The sequence below is a fragment of the Williamsia soli genome (assembly GCF_017377795.1).
Classification (GTDB): Bacteria; Actinomycetota; Actinomycetes; order Mycobacteriales; family Mycobacteriaceae; genus Williamsia; species Williamsia soli.
In genome coordinates this window covers 44,885-71,860 of sequence record NZ_JAFRDR010000010.1, presented here as the reverse complement: position 1 = coordinate 71,860, position 26,976 = coordinate 44,885, and the positions used below count along the sequence as shown (strand labels likewise).

The 26,976-nt window shown below is 64.6% G+C and carries 26 protein-coding genes and 1 tRNA gene; 11 read left to right on the top strand and 16 right to left on the bottom strand.

The window, feature by feature from the left end; translation table 11 throughout:
• Positions 1–2: 2 nt before the first annotated feature.
• Positions 3–1,307: a DUF2254 domain-containing protein gene (locus J3S28_RS22805; protein WP_207843212.1), complete on the top strand. Its 1,305-nt coding sequence runs from the start codon at positions 3–5 to the stop codon at positions 1,305–1,307.
• Positions 1,308–1,446: 139 nt separating this feature from the next.
• On the opposite strand, the gene J3S28_RS22800 is transcribed toward J3S28_RS22805, so the two are convergent.
• Both J3S28_RS22800 and sepX read right to left on the bottom strand, forming a co-directional pair.
• Positions 1,447–1,519 (bottom strand) — tRNA-Ala (locus J3S28_RS22800).
• 46 nt (positions 1,520–1,565) lie between these two features.
• Entirely contained in the window at positions 1,566–2,711 is a 1,146-nt protein-coding gene (gene sepX / locus J3S28_RS22795; RefSeq protein ID WP_207843210.1) for a divisome protein SepX/GlpR, read from the bottom strand.
• 209 nt (positions 2,712–2,920) lie between these two features.
• Here sepX and J3S28_RS22790 point away from each other — a divergent pair, with 209 nt between their 5' ends.
• Genes J3S28_RS22790 through J3S28_RS22780 form a run of 3 tightly spaced genes read left to right on the top strand, consistent with a single transcriptional unit; the run spans position 2,921 to position 5,203 of the window.
• Positions 2,921–3,478 (top strand): ArsR family transcriptional regulator, encoded by a 558-nt coding sequence (locus J3S28_RS22790; RefSeq protein ID WP_207843208.1) that lies wholly within the window; start codon positions 2,921–2,923, stop codon positions 3,476–3,478.
• A gap of 38 nt (positions 3,479–3,516) precedes the next feature.
• Complete coding sequence (locus tag J3S28_RS22785) at positions 3,517–4,587, top strand: serine hydrolase domain-containing protein (protein ID WP_207843206.1); 1,071 nt, start codon at positions 3,517–3,519, stop codon at positions 4,585–4,587.
• 43 nt (positions 4,588–4,630) lie between these two features.
• Positions 4,631–5,203 (top strand): dihydrofolate reductase family protein, encoded by a 573-nt coding sequence (locus tag J3S28_RS22780; RefSeq protein WP_207843205.1) that lies wholly within the window; start codon positions 4,631–4,633, stop codon positions 5,201–5,203.
• A 68-nt stretch (positions 5,204–5,271) separates the two neighbouring features.
• On the opposite strand, the gene J3S28_RS22775 is transcribed toward J3S28_RS22780, so the two are convergent.
• The 3 genes from J3S28_RS22775 to J3S28_RS22765 all read right to left on the bottom strand — a co-directional run bounded on the left by J3S28_RS22775 (position 5,272) and on the right by J3S28_RS22765 (position 8,330).
• Positions 5,272–5,925, bottom strand: a complete 654-nt coding sequence (locus J3S28_RS22775; protein WP_207843203.1) for a GNAT family N-acetyltransferase — start codon at positions 5,923–5,925, stop codon at positions 5,272–5,274.
• 9 nt (positions 5,926–5,934) lie between these two features.
• Complete coding sequence (gene glp, locus J3S28_RS22770; RefSeq protein WP_084835562.1) at positions 5,935–7,200, bottom strand: molybdotransferase-like divisome protein Glp; 1,266 nt, start codon at positions 7,198–7,200, stop codon at positions 5,935–5,937.
• 182 nt (positions 7,201–7,382) lie between these two features.
• On the bottom strand, positions 7,383–8,330 hold the full coding sequence (locus tag J3S28_RS22765; RefSeq protein WP_084835563.1) for a UTP--glucose-1-phosphate uridylyltransferase: 948 nt from the start codon (positions 8,328–8,330) through the stop codon (positions 7,383–7,385).
• A 29-nt stretch (positions 8,331–8,359) separates the two neighbouring features.
• Here J3S28_RS22765 and J3S28_RS22760 point away from each other — a divergent pair, with 29 nt between their 5' ends.
• The 5 genes from J3S28_RS22760 (at position 8,360) to J3S28_RS22740 (ending at position 12,162) form a co-directional block, all read left to right on the top strand.
• Positions 8,360–9,007, top strand: a complete 648-nt coding sequence (locus tag J3S28_RS22760; protein ID WP_307797346.1) for a 5-formyltetrahydrofolate cyclo-ligase — start codon at positions 8,360–8,362, stop codon at positions 9,005–9,007.
• Positions 9,008–9,087: 80 nt separating this feature from the next.
• Positions 9,088–9,450: an FmdB family zinc ribbon protein gene (locus tag J3S28_RS22755; RefSeq protein ID WP_207843201.1), complete on the top strand. Its 363-nt coding sequence runs from the start codon at positions 9,088–9,090 to the stop codon at positions 9,448–9,450.
• 93 nt (positions 9,451–9,543) lie between these two features.
• On the top strand, positions 9,544–10,215 hold the full coding sequence (locus tag J3S28_RS22750) for an SAF domain-containing protein (RefSeq protein ID WP_207843199.1): 672 nt from the start codon (positions 9,544–9,546) through the stop codon (positions 10,213–10,215).
• 99 nt (positions 10,216–10,314) lie between these two features.
• Entirely contained in the window at positions 10,315–11,244 is a 930-nt protein-coding gene (mscL, locus tag J3S28_RS22745; protein WP_207843197.1) for a large-conductance mechanosensitive channel protein MscL, read from the top strand.
• Positions 11,245–11,295: 51 nt separating this feature from the next.
• Positions 11,296–12,162 carry an alpha/beta fold hydrolase gene (locus J3S28_RS22740; RefSeq protein ID WP_207843195.1) on the top strand — a complete coding sequence of 289 codons (867 nt, stop codon included), beginning with the start codon at positions 11,296–11,298 and terminating at the stop codon, positions 12,160–12,162.
• Here the strand turns inward: J3S28_RS22740 and J3S28_RS22735 are convergent.
• Positions 12,159–12,401, bottom strand: a complete 243-nt coding sequence (locus tag J3S28_RS22735; RefSeq protein ID WP_207843193.1) for a three-helix bundle dimerization domain-containing protein — start codon at positions 12,399–12,401, stop codon at positions 12,159–12,161. The two genes, J3S28_RS22740 and J3S28_RS22735, sit on opposite strands and share 4 nt — an antisense overlap.
• A gap of 266 nt (positions 12,402–12,667) precedes the next feature.
• On the opposite strand from J3S28_RS22735, the gene J3S28_RS22730 reads away from it, so the two are divergent.
• Positions 12,668–13,714, top strand: coding sequence for a zinc-dependent alcohol dehydrogenase family protein (locus J3S28_RS22730; protein ID WP_207843191.1), 1,047 nt, complete (start codon positions 12,668–12,670; stop codon positions 13,712–13,714).
• Positions 13,715–13,798: 84 nt separating this feature from the next.
• On the opposite strand, the gene J3S28_RS28830 is transcribed toward J3S28_RS22730, so the two are convergent.
• The 8 genes from J3S28_RS28830 to J3S28_RS22690 form a co-directional block, all read right to left on the bottom strand.
• The gene (locus tag J3S28_RS28830) at positions 13,799–15,658 is read right to left on the bottom strand and encodes an AAA-type ATPase lid domain-containing protein (protein ID WP_207843189.1); all 1,860 of its coding nucleotides are present in this window, start codon (positions 15,656–15,658) and stop codon (positions 13,799–13,801) included.
• 37 nt (positions 15,659–15,695) lie between these two features.
• Positions 15,696–17,504 carry an HNH endonuclease signature motif containing protein gene (locus tag J3S28_RS22720; protein ID WP_207843187.1) on the bottom strand — a complete coding sequence of 603 codons (1,809 nt, stop codon included), beginning with the start codon at positions 17,502–17,504 and terminating at the stop codon, positions 15,696–15,698.
• A gap of 286 nt (positions 17,505–17,790) precedes the next feature.
• A complete protein-coding gene (locus J3S28_RS22715; protein ID WP_207843186.1) occupies positions 17,791–18,546 on the bottom strand; it encodes an MspA family porin in 756 nt (251 codons plus the stop codon).
• 76 nt (positions 18,547–18,622) lie between these two features.
• Positions 18,623–19,213, bottom strand: a complete 591-nt coding sequence (locus J3S28_RS22710; RefSeq protein WP_237341970.1) for an MspA family porin — start codon at positions 19,211–19,213, stop codon at positions 18,623–18,625.
• A 591-nt stretch (positions 19,214–19,804) separates the two neighbouring features.
• Complete coding sequence (locus J3S28_RS22705; RefSeq protein WP_240498368.1) at positions 19,805–20,452, bottom strand: MogA/MoaB family molybdenum cofactor biosynthesis protein; 648 nt, start codon at positions 20,450–20,452, stop codon at positions 19,805–19,807.
• Between the two features lie 60 nt (positions 20,453–20,512).
• Positions 20,513–22,144: a trypsin-like peptidase domain-containing protein gene (locus J3S28_RS22700; RefSeq protein ID WP_207843184.1), complete on the bottom strand. Its 1,632-nt coding sequence runs from the start codon at positions 22,142–22,144 to the stop codon at positions 20,513–20,515.
• Between the two features lie 204 nt (positions 22,145–22,348).
• Positions 22,349–23,752: a sensor histidine kinase gene (locus tag J3S28_RS22695; RefSeq protein WP_207843395.1), complete on the bottom strand. Its 1,404-nt coding sequence runs from the start codon at positions 23,750–23,752 to the stop codon at positions 22,349–22,351.
• Between the two features lie 114 nt (positions 23,753–23,866).
• Entirely contained in the window at positions 23,867–24,553 is a 687-nt protein-coding gene (locus J3S28_RS22690) for a response regulator transcription factor (RefSeq protein ID WP_207843183.1), read from the bottom strand.
• 151 nt (positions 24,554–24,704) lie between these two features.
• On the opposite strand from J3S28_RS22690, the gene J3S28_RS22685 reads away from it, so the two are divergent.
• The gene (locus J3S28_RS22685; protein ID WP_207843182.1) at positions 24,705–25,523 is read left to right on the top strand and encodes a mycofactocin-coupled SDR family oxidoreductase; all 819 of its coding nucleotides are present in this window, start codon (positions 24,705–24,707) and stop codon (positions 25,521–25,523) included.
• A 9-nt stretch (positions 25,524–25,532) separates the two neighbouring features.
• Here J3S28_RS22685 and bluB read toward each other — a convergent pair whose 3' ends face one another.
• Entirely contained in the window at positions 25,533–26,156 is a 624-nt protein-coding gene (gene bluB, locus J3S28_RS22680) for a 5,6-dimethylbenzimidazole synthase (protein ID WP_207843394.1), read from the bottom strand.
• A gap of 20 nt (positions 26,157–26,176) precedes the next feature.
• A complete protein-coding gene (locus tag J3S28_RS22675; protein ID WP_207843393.1) occupies positions 26,177–26,800 on the bottom strand; it encodes a trimeric intracellular cation channel family protein in 624 nt (207 codons plus the stop codon).
• Positions 26,801–26,976: the final 176 nt, after the last annotated feature.

The window sequence follows — 26,976 nt, the reverse complement described above, 5'->3', positions numbered from 1 at the left end:
CGGTGAAAGGCACCGGCCGGCGCGGTGAAGCGTGGCGTGAGTCGGTCGGCGGCGTGATGTGGGTGCTGCCCGTCACCGCCATGGTGCTCGCCCTGCTGGCCGGCGCCGGCCTGTCGCAGGTCAATGTTCCGGAGTCATCGCGCTATCACTGGGTCGTCTTTCAAGGAACCAGCGATGACGCCCGAGCACTGTTGATCGGAATCTCGGCCACGATCATCACGGTCATCGCGCTCATCCTCGGGTTGACCGTGGTGGCCCTTCAACTCTCCTCGACTCAGTACTCGCCGCGTATTGTCCGAAACTTTCTGCGAGACAGACCCAATCAGATCGTGCTCAGTGTCTTTGTCGCCACATTCACCTACTCCGCGGCCGGGTTGTACACCGTCGGCGTCTCAGAGGGAGATCGAAGCGACACGTTTCCGCGAGCGGCTGTGTCCGGTGCCATCGCTCTGCTCTTCTTGAGTCTTGTCGCCCTCGTCTACGAGGTCCATCACATCTCGCACTCGATGCAGATCGACGAGATCATGCGCCGGATCAGCCTCAATACCGCCACCATCATCAACTCCGAACTGCCTGTTGGGCAGATCGACAGTGCGGCGCCGGCCGTGCCCCCATGGGCTGCCACAATCACTGCTCCGCATTCTGGATACATACAGACGATCCACCCAGATGCGGCCGGAAATCTCGGCCACACTGCCACGCATATTCAATTCCTGGCCGCTGTGGGAACACATGTGGTCCGCGGTTCTCCGCTGGCCCGAGTGTGGCGCGACGGCGACCGTGAATACTCGATCGGCAACAGCGCGGGTGTCGTCAGCGGGTGCGTTCGGATCGGGCACGAACGAACACTGCAGCAAGACGTCGCGTTCGGCATCAGGCAGCTGGTCGACATCGCCGCCAAGGCGCTGTCACCTGCGGTCAATGACCCCTACACCGCCGTGCAAGTCATAGACCAACTCGCTACGGTCTTGGCGAATCTCGCCACCCGTAGTCTGGGCCCTGTGGTCGCCCGTCTCGGTGCCGATGGATACGTCACGGTGCCGGCACGAGACTTCGGGGAGTATCTCGATGTGGCGTGCGGTCAGATACGGCGCTACGGCGCCCGCGAACCAGCTGTCGCGGTTGCCTTGATTCGGGCGCTCACCGCCGTCACGCACTGTCTTCACGGTGAGGCGACGGGCCGGCGGACAGCAATTGACCGCCAGTTGACCCTGATCGTCGACGACGCCGAACGCGGGACACCTCAACCCGAAGATCTGACGCCCGTCCGGTGGGAGGCCGCTCACCTTTGGTCGCTGCTGTCGTAGCTGGTTCCGGATGATCAAAGAACGACCACACGCGTGTCTCGGCGAATCGGCCGCGATCTGACGACCTCAGGTTTGATCAGAAGCTGCTGCACATCGCTATCTCGCGGTCGGGCAGAGTCGGCGACAAGTGAGTCTTGAGTGGAGCTAAGGGGAATCGAACCCCTGACCTTCTCGATGCGAACGAGACGCGCTACCAACTGCGCTATAGCCCCTTCGTTGCTCCGTGAGAAGCAACTCGAACAGATTAACAGCCCGGGGCTACTGCCCCACCACCCGACGGTACGAGGGCTCCCGCTCGACGCGTTCAACCCGCTCGTACCTGGGCAAATGGTCGAAGACGGGGTCCTCGTCGTCGATCTCCAGCACGATCGCGCCGGGGCGACGCAGCCTGCGAGGGATCTCCGCACGCGGGTCCTCTTCGGGGTGTTCGCGACGCTCTTCTTCCAGCCGCTTTGCACGGGCCAGTCGCCGCATGCGCTGCTGCCGGATCCGCTGCTCGTTCCGGACCGCGCGCCGCAGGAAGGTCATGTAACCGAGCAAGGCAACCCCGACCAGGCCTGCGAGGACCCAGCCGGCCGTTCCCAGGAGCACACCAGCACCGAGCGCTGCCACCAGCAGCAGGGCGAACACTGCCATCACGCGCTGACGGAAGCGGTACCGCTTGTCGCTGCGCTCACGGTCAGCCTCGGGGTCGAATCCACCGCGCCGGGCGCGACGTTCGGACTCGGTTTCGGCTACCGGCTCGTCAGTGTCTTCATCGTCGAGGTCGTCGTCGTATTCCGCTTCGTCGTCGTAGTCATCGTCGTACTCGGCATCAGCGTCGTGCTCGTCGTCTACTTCGTCGACAGCGTCATCGTCAATGACGTCTTGGTCCTCTTCGACCTCGGCAACCGCGTCATCACCGTCCGACTCGCCCTCGACTACATCAGACTCGACGCCTTCGGCCTCGGCCGCTTCTGCGTCGACTGCTTCTGTTTCGACTGCTTCCACTGACTCGACATCGCCGCTGTCCTCGTCGTCCTGCGACTCCGCCTCGACTGCGACTTTTTTGAGCACCGGCGCCGACTCGGTTTGAGAAGCCTTCTCGCGGGGAGCCTTCTCGACGATGTTCTCAGAGTCGCTCTCGTCGAGATCTTCGGTTTCGTCGACGTCCTTAACGGCCGTCGCGGTCGCAGCTTTGCGATACTCGCGTACCGGCGGTTCCCAGTCGGCGTCATGCGGATGACGACCGGACGCGATCCGACGTTTGGTCCTCGCCATCGTCCGCCCGCCGCGGTGCAGCACGCGAGTCGACAAAGCGGTGTCAGACGTCTTGCGCACGGTCGGGCGCGATTTCACAACCATCGGCACCAAGACAAAGAGCCAGATCGCCACCAGACACACCCACAGCAACGAGTTCGGCATGGGCAGCTCCTTTCTGTCGGCAATCTCAGCTCGACCGGTCAGCCGAGTAGCCGTTCGTCACACGCGTAACAGACGGTGAACCCAGGCTATGGCCAGCGCTGGTCCAACCAGCGGAGACGCGCCGACGGGGAGGCAAATATCAGCAAGCTTTCAGGGGTCGATCATGGAAAACCCTTGCAACATGTTCGAAATTACGTAATTATCGAACTATGCCCGACAAACGACCACTCGATCCGCCCCCTGCGGAGCTGGCAGAACGCCTGCGCGAAGTGGAAGCCCGGCTGACCGCCCTAGAGGAGAGAACGCCCTCGACAGGCACCGGCAAGATCGAGTCGAACGACCGAAAAGACTCTCAGCCCAACCGCTTCTGGGTTCTCGACGGATTGCGCGAACGCCTCGGCGACGCGTCCGGCGGCCTGATCTACGCAGGTCTGGCACCCACCGCCTCAGGACCTGTGGAGTGGCAGTACGGCCACACCGCCGAGGAGATCCTGGAACTGGACGACGATCACGCCGCGACCGTCGCCGACCGTCTCGCCGCACTCGGCTCGCCCATCCGGCTGCAGCTGCTGCTGGCAGTGCTGGGCGGAACGACCAGCGTTGCGGATCTCTCGACCCTCGAATCCATGGGCACCACCGGGCAGGTCTATCACCATGTACGCATCCTCACTGCTGCCGGCTGGTTACGGCCCGCAGGCCGTGGGGCCGTACAGGTTCCCCCCGACCGCGTGGTCCCGGCGATGCTCGCCCTCGCCGCCGCGCTCTGACATCGCACGAAGTCCCCAACCCGAAGGGAATCAGAACCATGCATCCGTCCATTCGACTGATCACCCTCGCGCTCGCCACCACATGCGCGCTCGCCATCGGTGAACATCCTGCGATCGCGGCTCCCACCTCACCGCACGTGAACGGCGACACCGCGCTCGCCCAGGAGGTCACTGAGCTTGCCGGTCCAGAACATCCGGTCGTAGCCGCCGCAGTCGTCGATGGCGACACCGTGCGCGTGGCGACAGTGGGCGCCGAACTGGACGACCGGTTCGAGGTCGGATCGATCAGCAAGACCATCACCGGAATGCTGTTCGCAGAAGCCATTTCTCAGGGTGAGGTGCAGCCCGATACCACCGCGGGCAGTCTGCTGCCGGTGCTCCGGGGCTCCCCCGCGGAACGGATCACGCTGTCCGACTTGGCGACACACCGCTCAGGACTTCCCGTGCAACCTCCCACCGCCGATCAATACGTCAGAAACCAGGTGGCCCAGCTGACCGGCTCGTTCCCGTACCGCGAGAGCACCGCGAACCGGTTGGCTCAGGTGCGCGACTACCCGCTCGACTCCCCTCCAGGGACGTACTCCAATGTCGGATACGAGGTACTGGGAGCGGCTCTGGCCAGGGCCGCACACACCGGGTTCGACGACCTGGCCCGCGAACGCATCCTGGCCCCGCTTGGACTGCAGACTGCGGACGTCCTGGTCGATCCCACCCAATTGACAGCGAAAGACCTGCGAGGCAAGGACACCACCGGCCGCACCGTCGAACCATGGATCGGTGAATCGATGGCTCCGGCGTCCGGAGTGCGCGCCGACATCACTGACATGGCCACGTACGCGAGCAAGATCTTGGCCGGGACCGCGCCGGGGATGAATGCCCTCGTCCCCCGCGCCGACCTCGGGACCTCCCGCATCGGCTGGGCCTGGATCACCACGACCACCGATGACGGCCGAGAGATCACCTGGCACGACGGCCAGACCAGCGGATTCGCGTCCTACATCGGCATCGACCGTCACAATGGCGTTGCCACAATACTTTTGACCGCAACCGGTGATTCTGTGGTGCCGCTGGGCGAAAAACTGCTTGCACAAGCAGTAGCCGACCACTAACCATCGAGGAGTTGCGGCAGCGGGCCGCGGGGAAGGGTGACACATGCGAAAGCTCGTCTACTACATCGGGATCTCGATCGACGGGTTCATCGCGGGCCCCAACGACGAAGTCGACTTCTTCCCCATGTCCGATGATTACCTGCAATGGATGGGGTCGGAGTACGGCGACGCGTTGCCGGGACATGTGCGAACCCAATTCGGTGTCGCGGATGCGCCACTCACCAAGTTCGACACCATCGTGATGGGCCGTCGCACCTACGATCCCGCGTTGTCGGAAGGCATCACCAGCCCGTATCCGCACCTCACCCAGTATGTGGTGTCCCGCGAACACAGGTCGGACGACCCGGCGATCACCGTCATTCGCGATGAACCCGACGTCGCGGTCGAGCAGCTGAAGGCCGAGAACTCGGGCCTCGACATCTATCTCGCCGGTGGCGGCGCGCTGGCCGGACAACTGCTACCGCTGATCGATGAGCTGGTGATCAAGACCTACCCGGTGGTGGCAGGCGCAGGTCGGCCGGCGTTTGTCAGCGGTTTCAGCCCGACCCAGTTCGACCTCGCCGACGTCAAGACCTTCAGCGGTGGGAACGTCGTGTCGACGTACAGCCGAAAGTGACCGCAGTTCCTCCGACTTCAGCGGGGATTCAGCGGCAGCAGCGCCGAGTGAAGCCTCTACCGCCAGCACTAATACGACGCGCGCCCGGCCCGCACCAAGGTGTCGACCGCGGTGCCGGTCATCTCTTCGACGGTCAGCGCCAGCAGAATGTGGTCGCGCCAGGCACCGTTGACGTCCATGTAGCGCTTGAGTAATCCCTCGTCGCGGAATCCGACTTTGTGGAGTACAGACAACGACGCGCCGTTGTCGGGTTGCACGGTCGCTTCGAGCCGGTGCAGGCCGACGGTGCCGAAACAGTGGTCGACGCCGAGCGCCAGTGCACCCGTTGCGACGCCGCGTCCGGTGACCGCGCCGTCCACCCAGTACCCGATCCAGGCGTTACGCAGCGCGCCCCGCTGAATGTTTCCGACGGTGAGCTGTCCGCAGTATTCGCCGTCGAGCTCGATGACCATCGGCAGCATGTTGCCCGCTTTGGCCTCGGCGCGCAGTACTGAATGCAGTCCCGGCCAGGCTGCCGGATTGTGCCGCGCCGACCACATCCCGACGCCGGTGGGTTCCCACGGAAGCAGGTTGTTCTGATTCTCTATTCGCAGCCGGCTCCACGCGCGCGCATCGCGCAGCCGTACCGGCCGGACGGTGAGTGTTCCGCCGGCGACCGTGATCGGTCCCAGTTTCGCGGGCCAGCCACGCCGACCCGCATCACCCCTGCTCCAGGCACGCACAGTGCAGTATCACCCCCGTTGCGCCAGGAATGCCACGTCGACCTCATCGCCGGCCCGCAGCTCGACATCTTCGGGCTCGATGATCACCAGACAGTTCGCCTCGGCCAGACCGGCCAGCAGGTGGGAGCCGCCGTCGGCAGCCCCGATCACCTGGGCCAGGTACTCGCCGGTCTGCTCGTCGCGCATCAGCTGACCACGCAGGTATCCGCGCCGGCCTTCGACCGACGTGATCGGTCCGACCGTGCGGGCGCGCACGATCCGGCGCATCGGCTGCCGCTTGCCCATCGCGATGCGGATCAGAGGTCGCACCATCACCTCGAATGCCACCAGGGCGCTGACCGGGTTGGCGGGGAGTAGAAACGTCGGTACCTCGTCGCGGCCCAACTGTCCGAAACCTTGCACCGACGCGGGGTACATCGCGATGCGGGTGATCTCGAGATCTCCCAATTCGGCGAGCGCTTCCCGAATCGTCTCCGATGCCGCGCCGCCGACCGGACCGGTGATGACCACGATCTCCGACCGGATCAGTTGGCCCTCAACGAGTTCGCGTAGCTGGGTGGGTTCGCTGTCGGCGATTCCGACCCTGTTGACGTCGGCGCCGGCGTCGCGTGCGGCAGCGGCCAGGGCGTAGCTGTTGACGTCGTAGACCTGTCCGCCGCCGGCGGTTCTGTCGATGTCGACGAGCTCCCCGCCGATGGAGATGACCGACAACCGTGGTCGCGGATGCACCAGCACCCGCTCTCTGCCGACCGCGGCGAGCAAGCCCACCTGGGCGGGCCCGATGATGGTCCCGGTGCGTACAGCCACGTCGCCGGGCTGGACGTCATCGCCGACGTGGCGGACGTATTGCCCACTGTGCACCGCATGTCCCACCCGGACCTTCGGCAGGCCGCCGTCGGTCCACCGTTTGGGCACCACTGCATCGGCCAACGTCGGTAGAGGCGCGCCGGTTTCCACTCGTACCGCCTGGCGCGGCTGGAGTCGGGTCGGGGTCCGCGACCCTGCCTTCAACTCGCCGACCACCGGAAGCACCACGATCACCTGGTCGCCGGGCGACTCGGACTCCTCGTCGGCGATCGTGCCCGCCTCTGCGACGTCCACGCTGCGGACCGCGTATCCGTCTATCGCCGATTGATCGAATCCGGGCAGCGGCCGCTCGGCCGTCACGTCTTCAGCGCACAGCAAACCCTGCGATTCGGAGATCGCAACCCGTACCGGCCGGGGCGCCACCGCTGCGGCGGTCACCCGGCTCAGCTGATCTTCCACCGAACGCACTGATCGCCTCCTTCAATCACCATTGCCCGGGCCGCAGGAGCACATCCTGCAGCGACCCGCGCTTCCTCGATGACTGACGTTAGCGGTTTTGTCGAGCGCATCGGTGGCACCTCGTCGGCAGTTCGCGGCATTGGGGTCCTCACACGCCGACACAGGCACCCCGGCTCACCACTGAGCGCGCGCTACAGACCCAGGCGCCCGACGAGCCACTCGCGCAGTTCAGGTCCGTAGTCCTCACGGTCCAGCGCGATGTCGACCGATGCCTTGAGGTATCCGCCGGGGTTACCGAGGTCATGTCGGGTTCCGTGATGGACCACCACGTGCACCGGATGGCCCTCCTCGATCAACAGGGCGATCGCATCGGTCAGCTGTAGTTCGCCACCGGCACCGGGTTTGATCCGGCGCAGCGCATCGAAGATGGCTCGATCGAGAATGTAGCGACCGGCGGCGGCGTAGTTCGACGGCGCATCTTCGGCCTTCGGCTTCTCGACCATGCCTTTGAGCTTCATGACATTCGGGTTGTTGGCGTCGGGGAGCTCCTCGACATCGAACACGCCGTAAGCACTGATCTTGTCTTTCGGGACCTCGATGGCGCACAGGACGGTGCCACCGCGCTTCGCACGGGTTCGGGCCATCACCTCGAGCACTCCCGACGGCATCACCAGGTCGTCGGGCAGCAGAACGGCGACGGCATCTTCGTCGTCGTCGAGTTTTGCTTCCACGCAACCCACCGCGTGACCCAGTCCCAGGGGCTTCTCCTGGATGACCGAGGCAACCTCGAGCAACGACGGCGCGTTGCGAACCTTCGCCAGCATGGTGTCCTTGCCACGCGACTCCAGTGTGTGCTCGAGCACCAGGTCCTCGACGAAGTGGGCAACCACACCGTCCTTGCCCGGCGAGGTGATGATCAACAGCCGTTCGGCGCCTGCGGACTTGGCCTCCTCGGCCACGAGCTCGATACCGGGGGTATCGACGACCGGTAGCAATTCTTTCGGAACCGTCTTGGTGGCCGGCAGAAATCGCGTACCCAAACCGGCAGCGGGAACGATCGCTGTGCGCGGGATGGGAGGCGTGCCCGGAACCGATTCGTACTCGACCTCAACAGCCGGGCTGATCTGCGCTTCAGTCATCTATCCCACCCTCAGTTGCATTTTGACGTGTGTGGATAACCTATCGGCACAACGCCCCTTACGAGGAAGATGTACCCATCGATACCGCGAAGAACACGTTGCGCCAACGTTTTCGTGCCCGAAGAGACGTCCTGTCTCCCCAGGTGAAGGCCGATGCCGACGAACAGCTTGTGATCTCGCTCGCCAATACTGATCTTCACGATCACTTTAGCGCGTCGCCGGGCTCGGTCATCGCCGCATATGTCCCGGTGGGCACGGAGCCAGGTTCGATCGCGGTCCTCGACGTATTGAACGATGCCGGACGGGAGGTGCTGCTGCCGGTCGTCGACCCCGGTCCGCCTGCGCCACTGCGGTGGGCTCGGTACTCCGGGCCCGCATCGCTACGCACCGGTCGGTTCGGCCTTCTCGAACCCGCCGGAACGACTCAGCCATCGTCGGCTGTCGAGCGCAGTGACCTCGTCCTGGTGCCGGCGCTCGCCGTCGACCGCCACGGAGTCCGACTCGGGCGCGGTGCCGGATATTACGACCGCAGCATCGCCGCCGTTCCGCGGGAACGGCTGGTTGCGGTCGTCTACGACGAGGAGCTGGTCGACCAGCTGCCGGCGGGGCCATTCGATGTCCCGATGGGGTGGGCGCTGACCCCGAAACTGGGCTTCACCCGGCTGGGAACAACGTGACCCTGGCACTCGTTTACGTAGAGTGCCAGTTCGACGGTAGAATCCACAACGTTCTCGGCTAACACCCCCGGAGGTCCTCGGTGCCAACTTATTCGTATGCCTGCACACAGTGCGACAACCGCTTCGACATCGTGCAGTCGTTCACTGATGATTCGCTGACGGAATGCCCGCAGTGCGCCGGTAAGCTGCGCAAACTCTTCAACAGCGTCGGCATTGTCTTCAAGGGCAGCGGCTTCTATCGCAACGACAGCCGCTCGGCCTCCTCGAGCAGCGAAGCCGGCAGCAGCTCCAGCGATTCGTCGTCGAAGTCCGATTCGGGCAGCAAAGATTCCGGCAGCAAGGACTCGGGTAGCAAAGACAAGGCCGCGAGCACCTCGAAGTCGAGTGACTCGAGCAGTAGCTCGTCGTCAAGCAGTAGTTCGACTGCCAAAGCAGCTTCCTGAAAGTTCTCCACAGTTCCGGGCGCCATCCCCAGGCGCCCGGTTTTTGTGCTCTGAGCCGGTGGTCGGGCACTCACTGCTCTTAGCGTTCTCCGCATGCCCGCCCGCAACCCGCTGACCCCGACCTTTTTCGACCGCATCCGCCAGGCTCTTCGTCCGGGGTGGACCAGGTCACTGCTGCTGCGCAGAGTGTGCGCGGGCGTGTTGCTGGTGGTCGCGGTGGTGGCGGCCGCGTCAGGCGGTGAGCAGAACGACCTGTCGACGGTGGTCATCGCCAACCACGATCTGACGCCCGGTAGCCGATTGACCTCCGCCGACGTCACCACCCGCCAGGTCGATCCCGCCGTGATCCCCGCCGGCGCGATCACCGAACCGTCAGCCCTCACCGATTCGACGGTCACCGGACCTGTCCGAACGGGCGAGATCTTCACGAACAGTCGGGTGCTCTCGAGTCGCCTGCCGATGGACCTGCTGGGCCGGCCGGATGCGCGCCTGGTGCCGGTCAAACTGTCGGACACCGCGATTGTCGAGTTGCTACGGGAAGGCGACGTGGTCGACGTGCTGAGTATCGACGAATCGGGCGGCGATCAGAGCGCCCGAGCAGCAACCGTTTTGGTGAAGAACGCGGTGGTTGCCCTGGTGTCGGCACCAACCCAGGTCCGCCGGACCGACGGGTCTCGGCTCGCGCTGCTCGCCATGCCTGAGCGCGATGCGCACACCGTCGCGAGCGCCACGCTGGCCTCACCCATCACCGTTGTTTTCCACTGAGTTGCATGTTGAATCCACCAATGTGATCTTCGCCTGGTTAGGATCGACGAATCCGTGGTCGAGCAAAGGCACGTATTCCCAGGTCGAAAGGGACGCTTCATGTTAAAGGGTTTCAAGGACTTCCTCATGCGAGGAAACGTCATCGATCTAGCGACCGCGGTTGTGGTCGGCGCGGCGTTCACCGCGATCGTCACCGCATTCACCACGAACATCATTGAGCCGCTCATCAATTCCATCGGCGGCACCGATCAGGCCGAGGGGCTCGGCTTCACGATCCGCTCCGGCAACCCCGAGACCTTTGTCAACATCGGGGCGCTGATCACCGCCATCATCAACTTCCTGATCATCGCGGCCATCGTCTACTTCGTCATCGTCATGCCGTACGAGAAACTGAAGGCGTTGGCGGCGAAAGACGGCGACGATGCGACCGCTTTGTCGGAATCGGAGCTGCTCACCGAGATTCGCGACATCTTGCAGGGCAAGGATCCGGTCGAGGAAAAAGCCAAGATCGCCGCAGCGAAGAGCGAGAAGGACCAGGCTGAGATCGACCGTCGGCGGAAGGAGGGTCCCCCGTCCGGACCTCTCTACTCAGGTCCGACCGCAGGTGGCGCCGTCGGTGGGTCCTCCGCGGGTACCCAGCAGTTCTCGTCGCAGCCGTCGGGACCGGCCAATGGCCCCCAGTCCTATCCGCAACAGGGACCTCCGACAGCTGGATCGGGCCCGATCGGAGCGCCCCCGCAGGGACAGCCGCCACAAGGTGGTTCGCCGCAGGGCCAGTCCCCGCTCGGCGGCCCACCCTCCGGCTACCAGCAACCGTCAGGCCCGCCTCCCGGCTACAACCCGTCTCCGCCGCAGCGCCCGAACGCGCCGCAATACGGAGGGCCGGATCAGGGTCCCGGTTACCGTCCTGACCCCCTCACCGGTCCGCCGCCGACCTACGACCCGTTGACCGGTCCGCCGCCTGGCTACGGTCCCCCACCGGGCCGCCCCGAGGACACCAACGGTGGCGGCAGGCACAGCAGCCCGTAGATCTTCCGGCTCGCGCCGACGACTTTTCCGCCCGGCGCGAGTCAGAACATCATGAAAACTCACACAGTCTCCGTTCCCGGCGCCACCCTGACCTACGACATCCGGGACGGCTCCTCCCCGGGCGGCGTTCCGCTCGTCTTCGTAGCGTCACCGATGGATGCAACCGGGTTTGCGACGTTGTCGACATACTTCCCCGACCGCACGATCGTGACCTACGACCCGCGCAACAGCGGCCGCAGCGTCCGCGACGATCCCACATCACCGGTCACCCCGGAGCAGCACGCGGATGATCTGCATGCCGTCATCGGCGCGGTTGGCGCCGAGGCGGTCGACGTGTTCGCGTCCAGTGGCGGTGCGATCAATTCGCTGGCGCTCGTTGCGCGCTACCCGGACGACATCCGTCTCCTCGTCGCGCACGAACCACCCGCCGGCGGAGTGCTTCCCGATCGAGATGCGGTGCGCGCCGCGTGCGACGACATGGTGGCGACCTATCAGAGCTCTGGTCAGGGTCCGGCGACGGCGAAGTTCATCAATTTCGTGATGCAACGAGGAGAGATCTCGGCCGACTATCTGGCGCAGCCGGCACCTGACCCCGCTGCATTCGGTTTGCCGACCGAGGACGACGGTGATCGCACCGACTCGATGATGACGAACATGCAGGGCGGAGTCGCCGCTTTCACGCCGGACGTGGACGCACTACGCGCCGCGTCAACGAAAGTGTTTGTCGCGGTGGGTGAAGAGTCGGGTGGCCCCACAGACGGAGAGATGGCCGGGCGCGCCGCGTATGCAGTCGCCGCAGCGCTGGGTACCGAGGCAGTGGTGTTCCCGAGTCATCACGCCGGTTTCATGGGCGGCGAGTTCGGGCAGACCGGCCAGCCTGCCGAGTTCGCCGCAAAGCTTCGGACGGTAATGAGCTAGTCGTCCAGCGACGCCGGTGCGGCGGTCGGGGTGCCACCGAGTCGCTCCTGGGCTCGACGCTCCACCAGCAGGGGCACGAAGTCACGAATCGGCTGGCCGTCGAATCGCCGATAGGCCTCGTCGACAGCCCGGTTGACCGTGTCGGCAGGGATGCTGTCGTGTTTCGTCCGCAGGACATCAGCGATCATCGCGATATGCTGCTGCTCTTCTTGCTGCTGCTTATCGATCTGTGTTGTCATGTAGACCAACGTAGCCAGAAACTAGTGGCAGGCTCCAGTTAGTTCATACGCTGTTTGCCGCCTGTTGGTCGATCGTTCACATAGCGAACGATCCGGCCTGCTCCGAGCCTTGGCCGTTCCCACTTCTGGGACACAAACCTCACGGTCTCGCCGGGCACCACCAGAGGTCTGTCCCGATTCCGGACATATGCACGAATGACACCGCGACCGACCTAGCGTCAAGGGTGCATCACCCGCCGCGTGTACCGATCGAGGAGTTGGCATTCATGAAAGCACTTGTCTACCACGGACCCGGAAAGAAGGAATGGGAAGAGGTTCCTGATCCTCAAATCCAAGACCCCACTGATGTCATCGTCCGAGTCGACACCACCACCATCTGCGGAACCGACCTCCACATCCTGTCCGGCGACGTCCCGGCGGTGACCGAGGGACGAATCCTGGGTCATGAGGCCGTCGGTGTCGTCACCGAAATCGGTTCGGCGGTCACCGGTTTCAAGTCGGGCGACCGAGTGTTGGTGCCGGCGGTGACCAAGTGTGGCAGATGCGACTACTGCCAGGCCCAGATGCCGTCGCACTGCCAGACCGTCGGCGGGATCGGCTGGATCTTCGGCCATCTGATCGATGGCACACAGGCCGAGTTCGTCCGAGTGCCCTTCGCCGACACCTCGCTCTATCTGGTGCCGGACGGTGTCACCAACGATCAGGCCATCTTCCTCGCCGATTCACTCCCCACCGGGTACGAGGTCGGAGTCCTGGCCGGTGGCGTCCGTCCGGGGAGCACGGTGGCTGTGGTCGGATCGGGCGCGGTCGGACTGTCGGCGATCTTGACCACGAGCCTGTGGGGCGCCTCGCGCACCATCGCGATCGACTCGAACAAGTTCCGATTGGAAAAGGCCTACGAGTTCGGCGCCACGGACGTTGTCGAGGTGGGCCCCAACACCGTGGCCGACGTCTTGGCCCTGACCGATGGACTTGGCGTCGACGTCGCGATCGAGGCGGTCGGCTACCCCGAGACTCTGCTGACGGCAGCGTCGTTGGTTCGCCCGGGCGGCACCATCGCCAACGTCGGCGTGCATGGCACCCCGGTCGAATTACCCATGCAGGACATGTGGATTCAGAACCTCACCATGACCATGGGTCTGGTGGACACCGTCTCCATCCCGACGCTGCTGAAGATGGTGGCTTCGGGCCGACTACCTGCCGAGAAGATGGGCACCCATCACTTCACGTTCGATCAGATCGACGAAGCGTATGACGTGTTCTCCCATGCCGCCGACAACCAGGCGTTGAAGGTGGTCATCAGCCCGAGCTGACGCTGAGGTCTTCGGCAGATTGACCGGGAGCGATGTTGTTCCCGGTCGATCTGCGGTATGGGCTCGGGAGCGTCACCCGACGGTTCAGCCGATATAGCTGATACCGAACGAGTCGATCTTGCGGTAGAGCGAGGACCGGCCGATGCCCAGTAGCGCTGCAGCCTTGTAACGGTTGCCGTTGACCTCGTAGAGCGCGTGGATGATGGTCTCGCATTGCGCGACCTCGAGAGGGGTGAGTTTGCGCGGCGCGCTGCGGAAGTAGGTGGCGGGCAGATCGCGAACTGTGATCTCCCCGAACGGCTTGTGTGCCACCACGTAGCCCAGTACATCGACCAGTTCATCGATGTTTCCCGGCCAAGAGTACCCTTCCAAGACCCTGATGACGGACAGGCTCAGGCGTAGCGAATGTCGCGGCGAGATGGTCCTGAGGATGGACCGGCACAGGTCGGCGATGTCGTCGGGGCGGTACCGCAAGGACGGGATACGGGTCACTCCGTGGAAGTGTCTGCTGAGCATCGCGTAAGGCCGGGTTCGGTCGACCGTCGTCGCGTCCACACATCCGATCACCAATGGCGACGACTCACGCGTGGCCAGCTTGCGCAGTACAGCGTCGACCTGCCGTGCACCCACGGCATCGAGCGAGTTCAGCGAGCCGAGCAACAGCAACTGTGGTGCAGCGGAGGGTGATCGCACCACTGAGGCCAGCGGCTGTGTGTCTCCCCATCGAGAGTCCCCGCGACCGATGTCGAGCACAGAGCAGTCGACAGGGTGAATGACACCGTCCGGGTGCTGCGCTCTGAACTCCGCGACCGCCAATGTGCGCTTGCCGACGCCCTTCTCCCCGGTCAGCAGCCGGTTGGAGCGCTCGCTGATACCCAGGGACAGTTCGCTTCTCGTGGACGTCATCGGTGTCAGGAGTGCCTTGTTGCGGGAGCGACCGAGTTCACCGCCTGCGGCTCCTACGAAGGGCATCCCGGCGGTGTAGTCCCGCGGACCGACCGGTGCCACATGTGCGCCCTGCCTGGCCAGGGCCGATGAATACTGCGCGGCAGGCGTTTTCGTCCAGGTTCCCACCAGCACGCAGCCGACGACGTCGCCGGCGACCTCGACGGACTCGAACTCGACCTCGACCGGTGAACCCGACGGCAATGTGAGGGAGGCCGGTTGGAAGCGGCAGTCGACCAGTGCGGCGCGCACGGACTCGATCAGTACTGCACTGTCGGAGCCGTCGAGAGCACTCGCGCGCGGGTCGAAGATCGTGTGATCGCCTGCAGCACCGATAGCGAAGGTGCCGCATCCGTGGACCCGGGCGGCCAAGTGCGCCGAGGTGGCGCTCAACGCGGTAGAAGGCCCGGCCATGATGTCAACCTCGATCTGCGCCGCCAGCGTCCTTGTGAGGGCGGCGGCAAACTCGGCGACCGGTTGGTCGGAGATGAGAACGACCACTCCGATCACGGCTCCCGAATCGTCGTTGACCGGGGCGGCGCACTCGTGAAGGCCTACGAGGTCAGGATGAAAATGTTCGGGGCCGGAGACCATTGCCGGCCTGCCCAAGCCGAGAGCGAGTGTGCCTGCGGACGTCCCGAACTCACGTTCGGTGATCGAAAAGCCCTCGGCCACAGGCCAGGTGTCGAGGACCGCCGCAACTGCCGATGTTCCGTCGTGGCGGTAGCGGACCACCGCCCGTGCGTCGAGGACGAGAATCGTCGCCGGCACCGGGCCCGCAGTGTCGGACCACCGTGTCACCACGGCGCGCGCAACACGGGTCAGCGGGTCTCCTGGCACGTCTCCGATGAAGCTGAGCTGTTTGCCGAGTTGCCCGTTGTCGACGCACCGTAGCCAAGAGTTGGCGACCTCTGGGCTGACTTGCTCGACCCATCGGCCGAGATCACCGTTTTCGACAACACTGAGCCGCGCAGCGGTGATCGCGGCGTCGGAGTGCACCTCCCGAGCATGGCACGGGTCGTAGGTGCCGAGAGTCTCAATCTGAGAGCAGGTCCGGTGGGTCTGGTGGTTGTCCGCTGAGTTCTCGGGTGCGTTGTTCGAGTTGGGCGTTGCGGCGTGCGAGCATGGCCTGACGAGCCTCGATGAGGGCCTCATCGGGATGGTGGGCACGGTTGACCCGCGGCCTCTGCTCGGGATCTAGGAATGCCGGCGGTATCCAGGCGCAGCGTCCGGCGTCGGGGCCGTCGGTGATCATGATCGTCTGCCACTGATGCTCACCCGGTCCGATCAGCTTGTGGTGCTGCGGGCACGCCGGGGCCAGGTACGTGATGTCGGTGAGCCCACCGAGCATCCACTCCACGGTGTGGTGGGCTTCGGCCCACATCGCCGGCGCCGAACATCCCGGGCTTGAGCACCCGCGGTGCGCGGCGAACATCGCCAGACGTTGGGCTTCGCTGGCCAACCGTTTCGCGCGGCCGAGGAACAGCGGTTCGTTGCTGTGGTTGGCGAACACCGCCAACGTCTTATCACTACGCGCGAGCAGCTTGATCGCATCGCTGATCGGGAGAGCAGTCCCGGTCGCGGTGTACACCAGATCGCGCCCGTACGGACGCATCGGGCCACCGGTCAACGTGGGCAACCAGTTCGGGTCCTCCCAGTGCGTCTGTGGATCGGCATACTCCGGCTCAGGCGCCGGTTCTGACTCGGGCTCAGGTTCGGGATCGGGCTCAGGCTCCGGTTCAGGCTCCGGTTCAGGCTCGGGTTTAGGCTCCGGCTCAGGCTCAGGTTTAGGCTCCGGTTCTGGCTCCGGCTCGGGTTGGGGCTGGGATTCGGGTTGGGGCTGGGATTCGGGCTCGTGTACGTCGGAGTCGGCGGCGTCTGATTCTTGCTTGCGCAGGGCCTCATCGAGTTGGTCTTTGGTCATGGAGATGATCAACTGCACCGGCAACCCGCGATGGGTCTTACCCAACTGCCCCGACTCCAACAGGTACAACAGCATCGCCTTGAGCGCATCATGATTGCGCTGCGCCTGAGTACGCAGGTCCCTGTCCGCGGCCGCCTGCAAAATCGCCGGGTCCAACGCGGGATCATCCGCGGCCCCGGACGGGGACAGCTCATCATCGGGATTGTTCATCCCCGGCGCCGCCCACACCCCCAGCATCACTTTCATCAACGCCGTGGTCGACGGATCCAGATGGCCCGCCACCTTCGCCATCATGTCCACCGCCTGATCGCCCACGCTCACACCGCGCTTCTTCGCCCGATCGACATCATCAGCCAGCCTGCCGTCGGGATCCAAGTAGTCGACGATCCGCTCACCGATCGTCTCGACCGCAGCAGGGTTGTATCGGCGGCACAGATCAGCCAGCGCCACCTCAGTATTCGCCCGTTGCTCCGGATCGATCTTGTGTGGAATCTTCCCCATCACCTTCACCACCGCACCAACATGATCCAGATCGATCACACCTTCGGCCAGTAGGGCAGCGGTCTCCGGGAACCGAGGCTCGATCACCACACCACTCGGAGTCACCGACGGCGTCAACGCATCCATCGCCTCCACCCGCGCCTTCGCAGCCCCCGGACGCAACCGCGCCACCGACGTCAACACCGCCGCCGGAGAGGAACATCCCACCTTCGAATACGCCCGCCGCACAGCCACTTCCCGCAACACCGGCAACCCCGCCGCCGACAACCGACGCGACGCAACCTCCAACCGTTCCACCACACGCACACAATCCACGTCAGACAGAGCAGTCAGATCCACCTTCGACAAGCGTGCGATCGCAGCATCCAGCTCCGACACCGCACCCACCACCGGCGAATCGATGACGACACCATCAGACATGCAGGCCCCCCAGCCCCAGAAACACACGCGGACAACAACAACCAGAAAGGATTCGTCGTCAGAGAGTTTCTCTACCACTGACTGTATCGCAAAAATCCGCATGTGTCGAATGTTTGTTCGAACCTGCCTCTTGATGGCAGGCCGCGTTCAGCTCGGTGTCGGCGGCAACGTAGGAGTCGGGGATGTCCCCGCCGGCCCAAGCAGCCCAAAAACGACGAAAGCCGGAACACCTTGCGGTGTTCCGGCTTTCGCCAATCATGCGGAGATTACAACAGCAATGCTGCTATCAGCCGAGGCTGAAGGGCTTACCGTACAGAGTCACAATACCGGTGGTCGACTCGGTCTCGACGGTCACCTTCACAAAGGCCTTGGCCTCTGCAAATCCTGCGCAGCTGTCGATCTGGAAGGTCTCCTGGCTGTAAGCCAATCCGCCCGTGGCGCCCTCAAAATCGAAACCGGTGTTGTTACCCTTTTCGTCGGTGAAGAACGCGACGTAGGTGGCCTCACCGGGTGCAAGCGAGAATCCGCCTCCGACACCGACTTCCGGTGCACCGAGCTCGAAGCCCGGTTCAACTGGGGCGACCGGCGGGGTGCCCGGCAGACCACCCGGGTACGTGACGCCATCGCGCGTTCCACCCGGTGCGACTCCACCGTCAGCGGGCGAACCGGGGGACCCTGGGTTGTAGCCGCCACTAATGCCGGTGTCGCCACCTGCGTTGGCACCAAAGTTGAGCTGGCAGCCGACGATGTAACCGGCTTCGATGTTGCCACCCTCGGCGCCACCGGCGACATCGACCTTGATCTTGCCGTTCAGCCACACGTTGCGGCTGGTCGGGATGTTCGCGACGGACGGAGTGATGTCAACCGACTCACCGAAAAGCGAAACGGTTACCGAGGTGCCGTCATCGAGGACCTGGGTGGTCTTGCCACCAGGCAGCGGACCGGCAGCAGCGGCGCCGGTTCCCATGGTTGCGAGCGCTACAGCCGTGACGCCGCTGATGGCGGCGGCGGCGGCGACACGACGCGAAGTGGTGTTCTTCATGATTCCCCTTACGGAAATATCAATCTGCTTGCGGCAGATAAAGTTCAAAGATTTGAGGGTGGGTTATCTGCCGAAATCAGTTCAAGCTGAACGGAGCGCCGTACAGGGTCGACTTGATCACGTAATCGCCGGAGGTTGTCACGGTCGAGAAAGCACGAGCCGAAGCGTAACCACCGCACTGCTGCACGTCGATGCCCTGGCTCTTGTACTGAATCGAGACGTCGTTGCCATCGAACGACTTACTTCCCAGCGACACGAAGACTGCCTCACCGGGGTTCAGGGGCACAGAAATGGATCCCGCGAGGCTGCCGGCAACGTTCAGGATGTCGAGGCTGCCACTGAGGCCACCTTCGAGTCCGGTGATGTCGATCTGGCAACCCACGATGTAGCCGGTGACCAAATCGCCAGCCGCGCCGCCCGAGTACACCTTCACTTTGCCGTTGACCTCAGCCGCGCGGCCGGCGCCATTGTTGGCGACCGACGGGACCGGGTAGGCACTCTCGTTGGTGCGCTCGAGCTTGATGACGGTGCCATCGACGCCTTCGGTCACCTTGCTGCCACTGGGCAGCGGTCCGGCGGCGGCATTGCCGGCGCCCATGCTAGCCAGGCCAAGGGCCGCAACGGCGGTAATGGCGCCAACACCGACGACTCGGCGCAGGCCGAACATGCTCATCTTGCTCATTCGTTCCCTCTCACAGGATTGCTGTGTAATCCAAGCTCAACCAAATCGTGAGCTTGAAGTGACCAACTGGTTCGTCGGAATCTTCTATGGGAAGAGTTAACGGGCGGGTATGCCCGAGGTTTCCCATTTGTTAATTCCGGCCGAACATTCGGCCACACCGCGATCGCCATTGGGGACGGGTCACGGGATACGTCCAGCCCCCGCACTGGTACTGGAAGTATCGAGCGGAACGTTAGTGTGCTTGCCCACCGCAAGCAACAGTTAGAGGAGAGCGTGTTCGGAAACAAAAGATCCGCTGTACTGGACAGCGGATCTTTGATAGTGCAGCGAATTCAGTGAATTATCAGGAAAACCCCAGCACCGGCCTGTGACCGAAATGCTATTCAGTCGTGATGGGGCGGGCGATTCTCCAGAAACCATTCATCACTTTGCATATCCTCGCCTCTGTGACCTTCATCACAGGAGCCGAGCGTTCGTTCATCGCGGGTGGTCGTGGGCAGATCGTCGCCGAAAATCTTCTCTAACTCCGCGCGTTCTTTACTTCGCTTGGCTACGGAAGGGTCCGGCATGGTGGCCTCAGAAGTTGCTGATCGAGGTGATGAGGTGCTTGGCCATCGGGGTGATGGTGGCCATCCCGTCCCGGACCGCAGCCCTGGAGTTCGCCAAGTTGACCACGATCGTTTGCCCGGAAATACCTGCGAGGCCGCGAGAAAGACCCGCGTCCATCGCGCCGGCTGCCAACCCCGAACTGCGCAACGCTTCTTCGATGCCCGGCAACTTGCGGTCGAGGAGGTCCGCAGTTGCCTCCGGCGTCACGTCACGCCCGGCGACGCCGACACCTCCGACCGAGATCACCAGATCAACGCCACCGATGACCGCCGTATTGAGAGCGTTGCGGATCTCGACCTCGTCGGACTCCACCGCCACGACGGCATCGACGTGGAAGCCGGCTTCCTCGAGCAACTCACCCACCAGCGGCCCGATCAGGCTCTGATCCTCGCCGTGTGCCGCACGATCGTCGACGATCACGACCAGGGCCCGGCCCAGATCCTCTTCAGCCAGGTTCAATGACCTCATCCGCAGTCCTTCCGCTTCGATCTCTTCGGCGCGGACGGCGAGCTGCTCGGCCGCAGCATCTGCGGCCACAACATCCGCCTCCCCGATCACCATCGCGGAGATGTCTACATCTCCGAAGGGAACTGTATCGGGCGGGGTGATCGTCACGGTCCTCAGTCGGGCACCGAGGCTGTCAGGAGCTTTTTCAAAGTCTGGCGATTTCACGGGCTAACGTCCTCCGGTGTCCAAGGTGTCGAGCGTGACTTGAGCGGTCTTCTCCTGGCCGTTCACCTCGTAGGTGATCTCCACACTGTCACCAGGCGCGTGTGAACGCACGGCAGCGATGAGAGCGTCACCGGAAGGGATGACCCGATCGTCGAGCTTGGTGACCAGCGCCCCGTTCGGGATGCCGGCCTTGGATGCGGCGCCCCCAGCCGTGACCTCGCTGATGAGGGCACCCGGATCGTCGGCAGACGGTGCACCCGAGCGCACCGAGACCCCGAGACCTGCCTGGGTGGCCTTGCCGGTCTGCTCGAGCTCGTTGGCAATACGCATTGCCTGGTCGATCGGGATCGCGAAGCCGAGGCCGATGCTGCCGCCGGTCTGTCCTTCGGAGAGGCTGGCGATGGCCGAGTTCACGCCGATCAGCGCGCCGTTGGCGTTGACCAGCGCGCCGCCGGAGTTACCCGGGTTGATGGCCGCGTCGGTCTGGATGGCATCGATGACAGACGCCTGTCCGTCGCCTTCACCGCGCGTCGACACCGGACGGTTGAGCGCACTGATGATGCCGGTGGTGACGGTTCCGTTGAGTCCGAGCGGCGAACCGATCGCGATGACTTCCTGTCCGACGGTCAGGTTGTCGGACGTGCCGACCTCGATCGGGGTGAGCCCGGTCTTGTCCACCTTGATCACGGCGATGTCAGAGATCTGGTCCGCACCAACAACTTCGGCGTCGGCAGTGCTGCCGTCACTGAAGGTGACCGTCAGCTTCGGTGAACCACCCGCACCCGAGACCACGTGGTTGTTGGTCAGAATGGTGCCGTCTTCGGTGAGCACGATGCCCGAACCGGAGCCGGAAGCCTGACTGCCCTGCACCTCGATGGACACGACCGACGGCGTGACCTTCTGGGCCACCGCCTGCGTCGAACCCGCGGGGGCCTGCACCGGCTGGGTGTTGTTGCGGTCGCCACCGAGCACGCTGTCGCTGTTGGAGCTCGGGTTGGAGGCGTTGTCACTCACATTGGCGCCGACGACACCACCGACACCGCCGGCCACGAGGACCAATGCCACTGCGGCAGCAGCTAATCCGGCTTTCGCTCCGCCTGAACGTCCCGACTTGGTCTTCGGCTGGGCCGGTGCGTAGGTCTGGGGTCCGCCGCCGTAGGGGTTGCCCTCACCGGCGCCGGGGCTGGGGAACGAGTTGGTGCCCGGCCCAGACGATGGCTGGGCGTATCCGGAGTAAGGAGTGGACTGGCCGTAGCGGCCCGCGTACGGGTCCTGCGTGCCGTAGGCGTAACCGGGCTGCTGGCCGGATGCGGGCTGTCCTGCGCCACCCTGGCCCGGGGTGGGCTGCTGACCGGTGGTCGGGCGCCCATACGGGTTCTGGGCCGACTGTCCGAACCCCTGCGTTCCCAGGTTGGTGGTGGGCTCCCCGGCCTGGGGTTGCTGGCCGGCCGAACGAGGGTCAAATGCCGACGTCCGGCCGTAAGGGTTGCTCTGGGGCACAGACTCGCCGGCATCATCGTGCCTACCGAAGTGCTCTGCGGGATTCTGCTGTCCCGCTTGTCCCGACTGTCCCGCTTGTGCACCGAACCCTTCGCCGTCACCGGTTCCGCGCTCGTTGTCGTTGTTGCCGACCATGTCCTCCGCTTGCTTTCTGCCATGCGCACCATTGCGCGCTCTCCGCTGCCGCAACAATTCTCGGCACTGATGAATACCTTGCTGTGTCGTCCTGAGATGGGGCTGAGATAGCGCTGTTGGTTTACCCCTCAATTCTCCCACCAGTAACTATGAGGGGAAGGGAGGTCGGCTCAACGAATGACCGCGGACCTGTCCACGGCAGGCCTACTGCTGCACGACGCGCGGTGCGATCTCCGCTGCCGTCGGCGATCCGGGCAAGCTGATGGTCACCAGCGCGCCACCGAACTCGGACTGTTCGGCCCGCACCGACCCACCGTGGCGGATCACCACCTGCCGCACGATTGCCAGACCGAGACCCGACCCGGGCATCGACCGCGACGCGGTGGACCGGTAGAAGCGCTCGAAGACGAGTTGGCGATCCTCGGGTGGGATACCCGGACCGGCGTCGGCGATGGCCAGTTCCGCCCTGTCGGGTTCGACCTGCGTCAACCGCACCACCACGGGCTGATTCGGCGGACTCCACTTCGCGGCGTTGTCCAGGACGTTGAGGACCGCCCGCGAGAGTCCGGCGCTTTCACCGAACACGAACCACGGAGTGACCTGTACGGAGAAATCGACGTCGCTGCGGCGCCGGCGAACCCGCTCGAGGCTGCGATCGACCACTTCTGCCAGATCGATCTCTTCGTGCACGACCTCGGGAGCATCCTCTCGGGCGAGGTCGACCAGGTCGCCCACCAGCGTCGACAACTCCCCGATCTGCGCCATCACGTCGGTGCGCAGCTCGGCCATGTCGGAGTCCGGGATCGGGCGCGCGCCGGGTTCGCTGGAGGCGATCAGCAACTCGAGGTTGGTACGCAGCGACGTCAGCGGGGTCCGCAGCTCGTGCCCGGCGTCGGCCACGAGCCGGCTCTGCCGGTCTCTCGACTCGGCCAGCGCCCGCAGCATGAGGTTGAAACTCTCGGTGAGCCTTGCCAGTTCGTCATTGCCGATGACGGGGATCGGCGTCAGGTCGTCAGTTCTGGCCACCCGTTCGGCGGCTCGGGTCAACCGGGCCACCGGCCGCAGACCAGCTCTGGCGACCGTCGTTCCGGCCACCGCAGCCAGGATGACGCCGCAACCTCCGATCACGCCGAGCACCCACGCCAATCGATGGAGCACGTCGTCGGTGTCGCCCAGACCCTGCGAGATGATGATGGTGTTGCCGTCGGCGAGCTTGCGTGCCAGCACCCGCTGATTCTTGGCGGTGCGCAGCGAGTACTCGGACTTCCCGTCGACCACTTCCTGTTCGGATGCCCCGAAGGGGACGCTGCCGAGCTGGAATCCGCGGCCCCCGGGCATCACCAAGGCCACCGAGATGTCGGTCGAGTAGACCGTTCCGGCGACGAGTGACTCGGGTGAATCGTCGAGGATGCCGAGCTGCGCCACAGCGGTCAGACCGTTGGCGCGGTTGTTGAGCTGCGAGTCGACGTCGGCGTACATGGCGCGGTACACGACCGCGAAGGCCGCGGCGGCCATCACGGCGACGGCGATACCGACCACAGTCGCGGCGAGGATGGTGATGCGCCAGCGCAGCGAGATCACCCGTGTGACCGGTGTGGGCGCGCGCATCTCCCGCGGCGCCGCAGCGGCGTCGAGTTGCGTGGGGCGTTGAGGCGTCAACGTGCCCGGAGCGGCCGACTGATCGGCCGGCGGGGAGGCGTGACGATGATAGAAACTCACAGTTTACGGCGGGGTCTCCCGCAGGACGTAGCCCACGCCCCGCACGGTGTGGATCAACCGAATCTCACCTTCGGCCTCGGTCTTGCGGCGCAGGTATCCCACGTACACCTCGAGCGCATTGCCCGACGTCGGGAAGTCGTAACCCCACACCTCCTCGAGGATGCGGCTGCGGGTGAGCACCCGGCGCGGGTTGGCCATCAGCATCTCGAGCAGCGCGAACTCGGTGCGGGTCAAGCTGATCGGCCGCTCGCCCCGGGTGACGTCACGTGTCACCGGGTCCATGGTCAGATCCTCGAATGTCATCGCCTCCGAGTCCGGCAGCGGCTCGGCAGTCGCGCGACGCATCAGCGCCCGCAGTCGGGCGAGCAACTCCTCGAGCGCAAAAGGCTTGGGGAGGTAGTCGTCGGCTCCGGCGTCGAGCCCGGCCACCCGCTCGGACACGGAGTCCCGGGCGGTGAGCACGAGGATCGGTAGGTCGTCGCCTGTGCTGCGCAACCGGCGGCACACTTCGAGTCCGTCCAGCCGCGGCATCATCACGTCGAGGACCACCGCCTCCGGCCGATCCGACGTGATCTTTTCGAGTGCTTCGACACCGTCACCCGCGGTGGTCACCGTGTACCCGTTGAATGTCAGGGACCGGCGCAGGGACTCGCGAACGGCACGATCGTCGTCCACAACAAGAATGCGCATGCCAACAGTCTTACGTGCACGACTGAGAGTGCGCTAAGGAACCCCTGTTCCCGGCGTGTCCGAATGCACAGGCACGTGTGAGGACGATGAGTTCTGAGCAGAGTTCCAGTCCTACTCCCTGGGAGCAGAACTGCACCGAATGGAGGATTCGATGGCTGGACTCGAAGGCAGGGTTGCGTTGATCACCGGGGGTGCGCGGGGACAGGGCCGGGCACACGCGATGACACTCGCTCGCGCGGGTGCCGACATCATCGTGTGCGACGCCGTGACCCAGATCGAAGAGGTCGACTACGACCTGCCGGCTCCGGCGGACCTCGAACAGACCGTGCGCGAGGTCGAAACGCTGGACCGGCGATGCCTCGCGCTGAGAGCTGACGTCCGCGACCTGGAGGCCATGCACGAGGTCGTGGCGAAAGCGGTGGCGGCGTTCGGGCAGATCGACATCGTCGTAGCCAATGCCGGCATCGCGAGCGCTGCCCCTATCGCCACGATGTCCGCCGAGCGCTGGCAGACGATGATCGACGTGAACCTCACCGGGGTCTTCAACACATTCCGGGCAGTCCTGCCGCATCTCATCGAGCGCAAGTCAGGACGGATCGTCGCCACCTCGTCGTCGGTCGCCCCGACCGGCGGCACGAACTCCGGGCACTATGCCGCGGCAAAAGCCGGGGTTCTGGCGCTGGTGAAGTCGGTGGCGTTCGAGGTGGCCGAGCACGGGATCACCGTCAACGCCGTCCTACCGGCCGGTGTGAACACGCAGATGATCCACAACCCGACGACCTATCGGATGATCCGGTCAGATCTGGACAACCCGACCCGAGATGATGTCGAAGAGATGTTTCGGCAGGGTCGTCCACGGCCGGGGCTGCTGGAACCAGAGGATGTGGCCAATGCGGTGCTGTTCCTGGTCTCCGATGAAGGGCGTTGCCAGTCAGGCGAATCCATCACGCTCAACAATGGGATGCACTGACGCGGTTGGTCAGGGAGCGCCGAACGACTCCCGGTGCACCACGTCACCCAGGGAGCGTCGATCCCGCCAACCGAACCGTTCCAGATCGGGAACCGCCTGCAGTTCGGTGACCGGCCCCAGACACAGCCAGGCCACCACCTCGATGCCGTCGGGGATGCCGATCAGTTCCCGCAGAAACGGCTCGGTGTAGAACGACACCCACCCCACCCCGAGACCCTCGGCGGTGGCCGCCAGCCATAGGTTCTGGATCGCGAGCCCGACCGACAATCGTCCGGTCTCGTCGATCGTGTGACGGCCGAGGATGTGTTGTCCGCCACGTGCCCGGTCGTAGGTCACCACCACTCCGGTGCCCGAACTCTCGACCCCGTCGACGACGATCGGCCTGAAGATGTCGGCCCGATCAGAGGGCAGCGACTGTGCGAATGCCTCTCGTCGCTCCGCCACGTGGGCGGCAAAGCGCCGCAAGAGGTCCCGATCCTGGATGACGACGAAGTCCCACGGTTGGGTGTTGCCGACGCTGGGCGCCGCATGGGCGGCAGAAAGAACGCGACGCAGCTGCTCCTCGGTGAGGACGTTCCCCGTGAACTCGTTACGCACGTCGCGGCGCGCGGCGATCGCTTCGTAGACATCCATGTCGAATCCCCCGCCCGTGGCTATCGCCGACCAAGCGCCCGCTGCGGGGCGGTCGGCAGCTTCCAGTTCCATTGCAGGCTCGCCAGCCGGAGTCCTGTCGCGACCGTTGCGCCGACCACGAGTCCGGTCCAGTCCGGCCAGCCGATTCCGTCGACGACCACCACGGCGACCGCGCCGCACATCGCCGGGACCGCGTAGAGATCGGCCGGCCGGAGCAACAGCGGCACCTCACCGGCAAGGACATCACGGATCACGCCACCGCCGACAGCGGTGGTGATCCCGATCAACACGGCAGCGATCGCACTCGACGCGTGCTCGAGGGCGAGCAACGCACCGGAGACCGCGAAGACCCCCATGCCGATGGCATCGAGGAAGAGGACCGCCGGGTAGAGCCGCTTGAACGCCGGGTGGAGGAAGAACGTGAGCAGGCCGGCCACGACCGCGATGGTCAGGTTGGGCCAGTGCTGCACCGACGTCGGCGGGGTGATGCCGAGCAGGAGGTCGCGGACGATGCCGCCACCGACTCCGGTTGCGGCACCCATCGACAGGATGCCCCAGAGGTCGAAGTCCTTGCGAACCCCGACGAGGGCGCCTGAACAGGCGAAGACGGCGATGCCGGCGAAGTTGAGGACGTCTTGCAGCACCACGGGCCTCCTATCTGACATTTCACCCTGAGATCGTCCCCGTGAGCGGCTTCCGAGGGCTATATGCCCTTTGGGTCCTCTCAGGGGGACGATGTCAGGGCAATCGTCCAGGCACAACAAAAGACTGACCGTCAGCTGACGGTCAGTCTCTGTCGTTTAGAGATTTGGTGAAGGGC

Bases quoted from the DNA above. Each gene is read 5' to 3' on its own strand.
- sepX (WP_207843210.1), bottom strand. From the start codon at position 2,711: ATGCCGAACTCGTTGCTGTGGGTGTGTCTGGTGGCGATCTGGCTCTTT.
- J3S28_RS22790 (WP_207843208.1), top strand. From the start codon at position 2,921: ATGCCCGACAAACGACCACTCGATCCGCCCCCTGCGGAGCTGGCAGAA.
- J3S28_RS22785 (WP_207843206.1), top strand. From the start codon at position 3,517: ATGCATCCGTCCATTCGACTGATCACCCTCGCGCTCGCCACCACATGC.
- J3S28_RS22780 (WP_207843205.1), top strand. From the start codon at position 4,631: ATGCGAAAGCTCGTCTACTACATCGGGATCTCGATCGACGGGTTCATC.
- J3S28_RS22765 (WP_084835563.1), bottom strand. From the start codon at position 8,330: ATGACTGAAGCGCAGATCAGCCCGGCTGTTGAGGTCGAGTACGAATCG.
- J3S28_RS22750 (WP_207843199.1), top strand. From the start codon at position 9,544: ATGCCCGCCCGCAACCCGCTGACCCCGACCTTTTTCGACCGCATCCGC.
- mscL (WP_207843197.1), top strand. From the start codon at position 10,315: ATGTTAAAGGGTTTCAAGGACTTCCTCATGCGAGGAAACGTCATCGAT.
- J3S28_RS22740 (WP_207843195.1), top strand. From the start codon at position 11,296: ATGAAAACTCACACAGTCTCCGTTCCCGGCGCCACCCTGACCTACGAC.
- J3S28_RS22735 (WP_207843193.1), bottom strand. From the start codon at position 12,401: ATGACAACACAGATCGATAAGCAGCAGCAAGAAGAGCAGCAGCATATC.
- J3S28_RS22730 (WP_207843191.1), top strand. From the start codon at position 12,668: ATGAAAGCACTTGTCTACCACGGACCCGGAAAGAAGGAATGGGAAGAG.
- J3S28_RS22720 (WP_207843187.1), bottom strand. From the start codon at position 17,504: ATGTCTGATGGTGTCGTCATCGATTCGCCGGTGGTGGGTGCGGTGTCG.
- J3S28_RS22715 (WP_207843186.1), bottom strand. From the start codon at position 18,546: ATGAAGAACACCACTTCGCGTCGTGTCGCCGCCGCCGCCGCCATCAGC.
- J3S28_RS22710 (WP_237341970.1), bottom strand. From the start codon at position 19,213: ATGTTCGGCCTGCGCCGAGTCGTCGGTGTTGGCGCCATTACCGCCGTT.
- J3S28_RS22700 (WP_207843184.1), bottom strand. From the start codon at position 22,144: ATGGTCGGCAACAACGACAACGAGCGCGGAACCGGTGACGGCGAAGGG.
- J3S28_RS22695 (WP_207843395.1), bottom strand. From the start codon at position 23,752: ATGCGCGCGCCCACACCGGTCACACGGGTGATCTCGCTGCGCTGGCGC.
- J3S28_RS22690 (WP_207843183.1), bottom strand. From the start codon at position 24,553: ATGCGCATTCTTGTTGTGGACGACGATCGTGCCGTTCGCGAGTCCCTG.
- J3S28_RS22685 (WP_207843182.1), top strand. From the start codon at position 24,705: ATGGCTGGACTCGAAGGCAGGGTTGCGTTGATCACCGGGGGTGCGCGG.
- bluB (WP_207843394.1), bottom strand. From the start codon at position 26,156: ATGGATGTCTACGAAGCGATCGCCGCGCGCCGCGACGTGCGTAACGAG.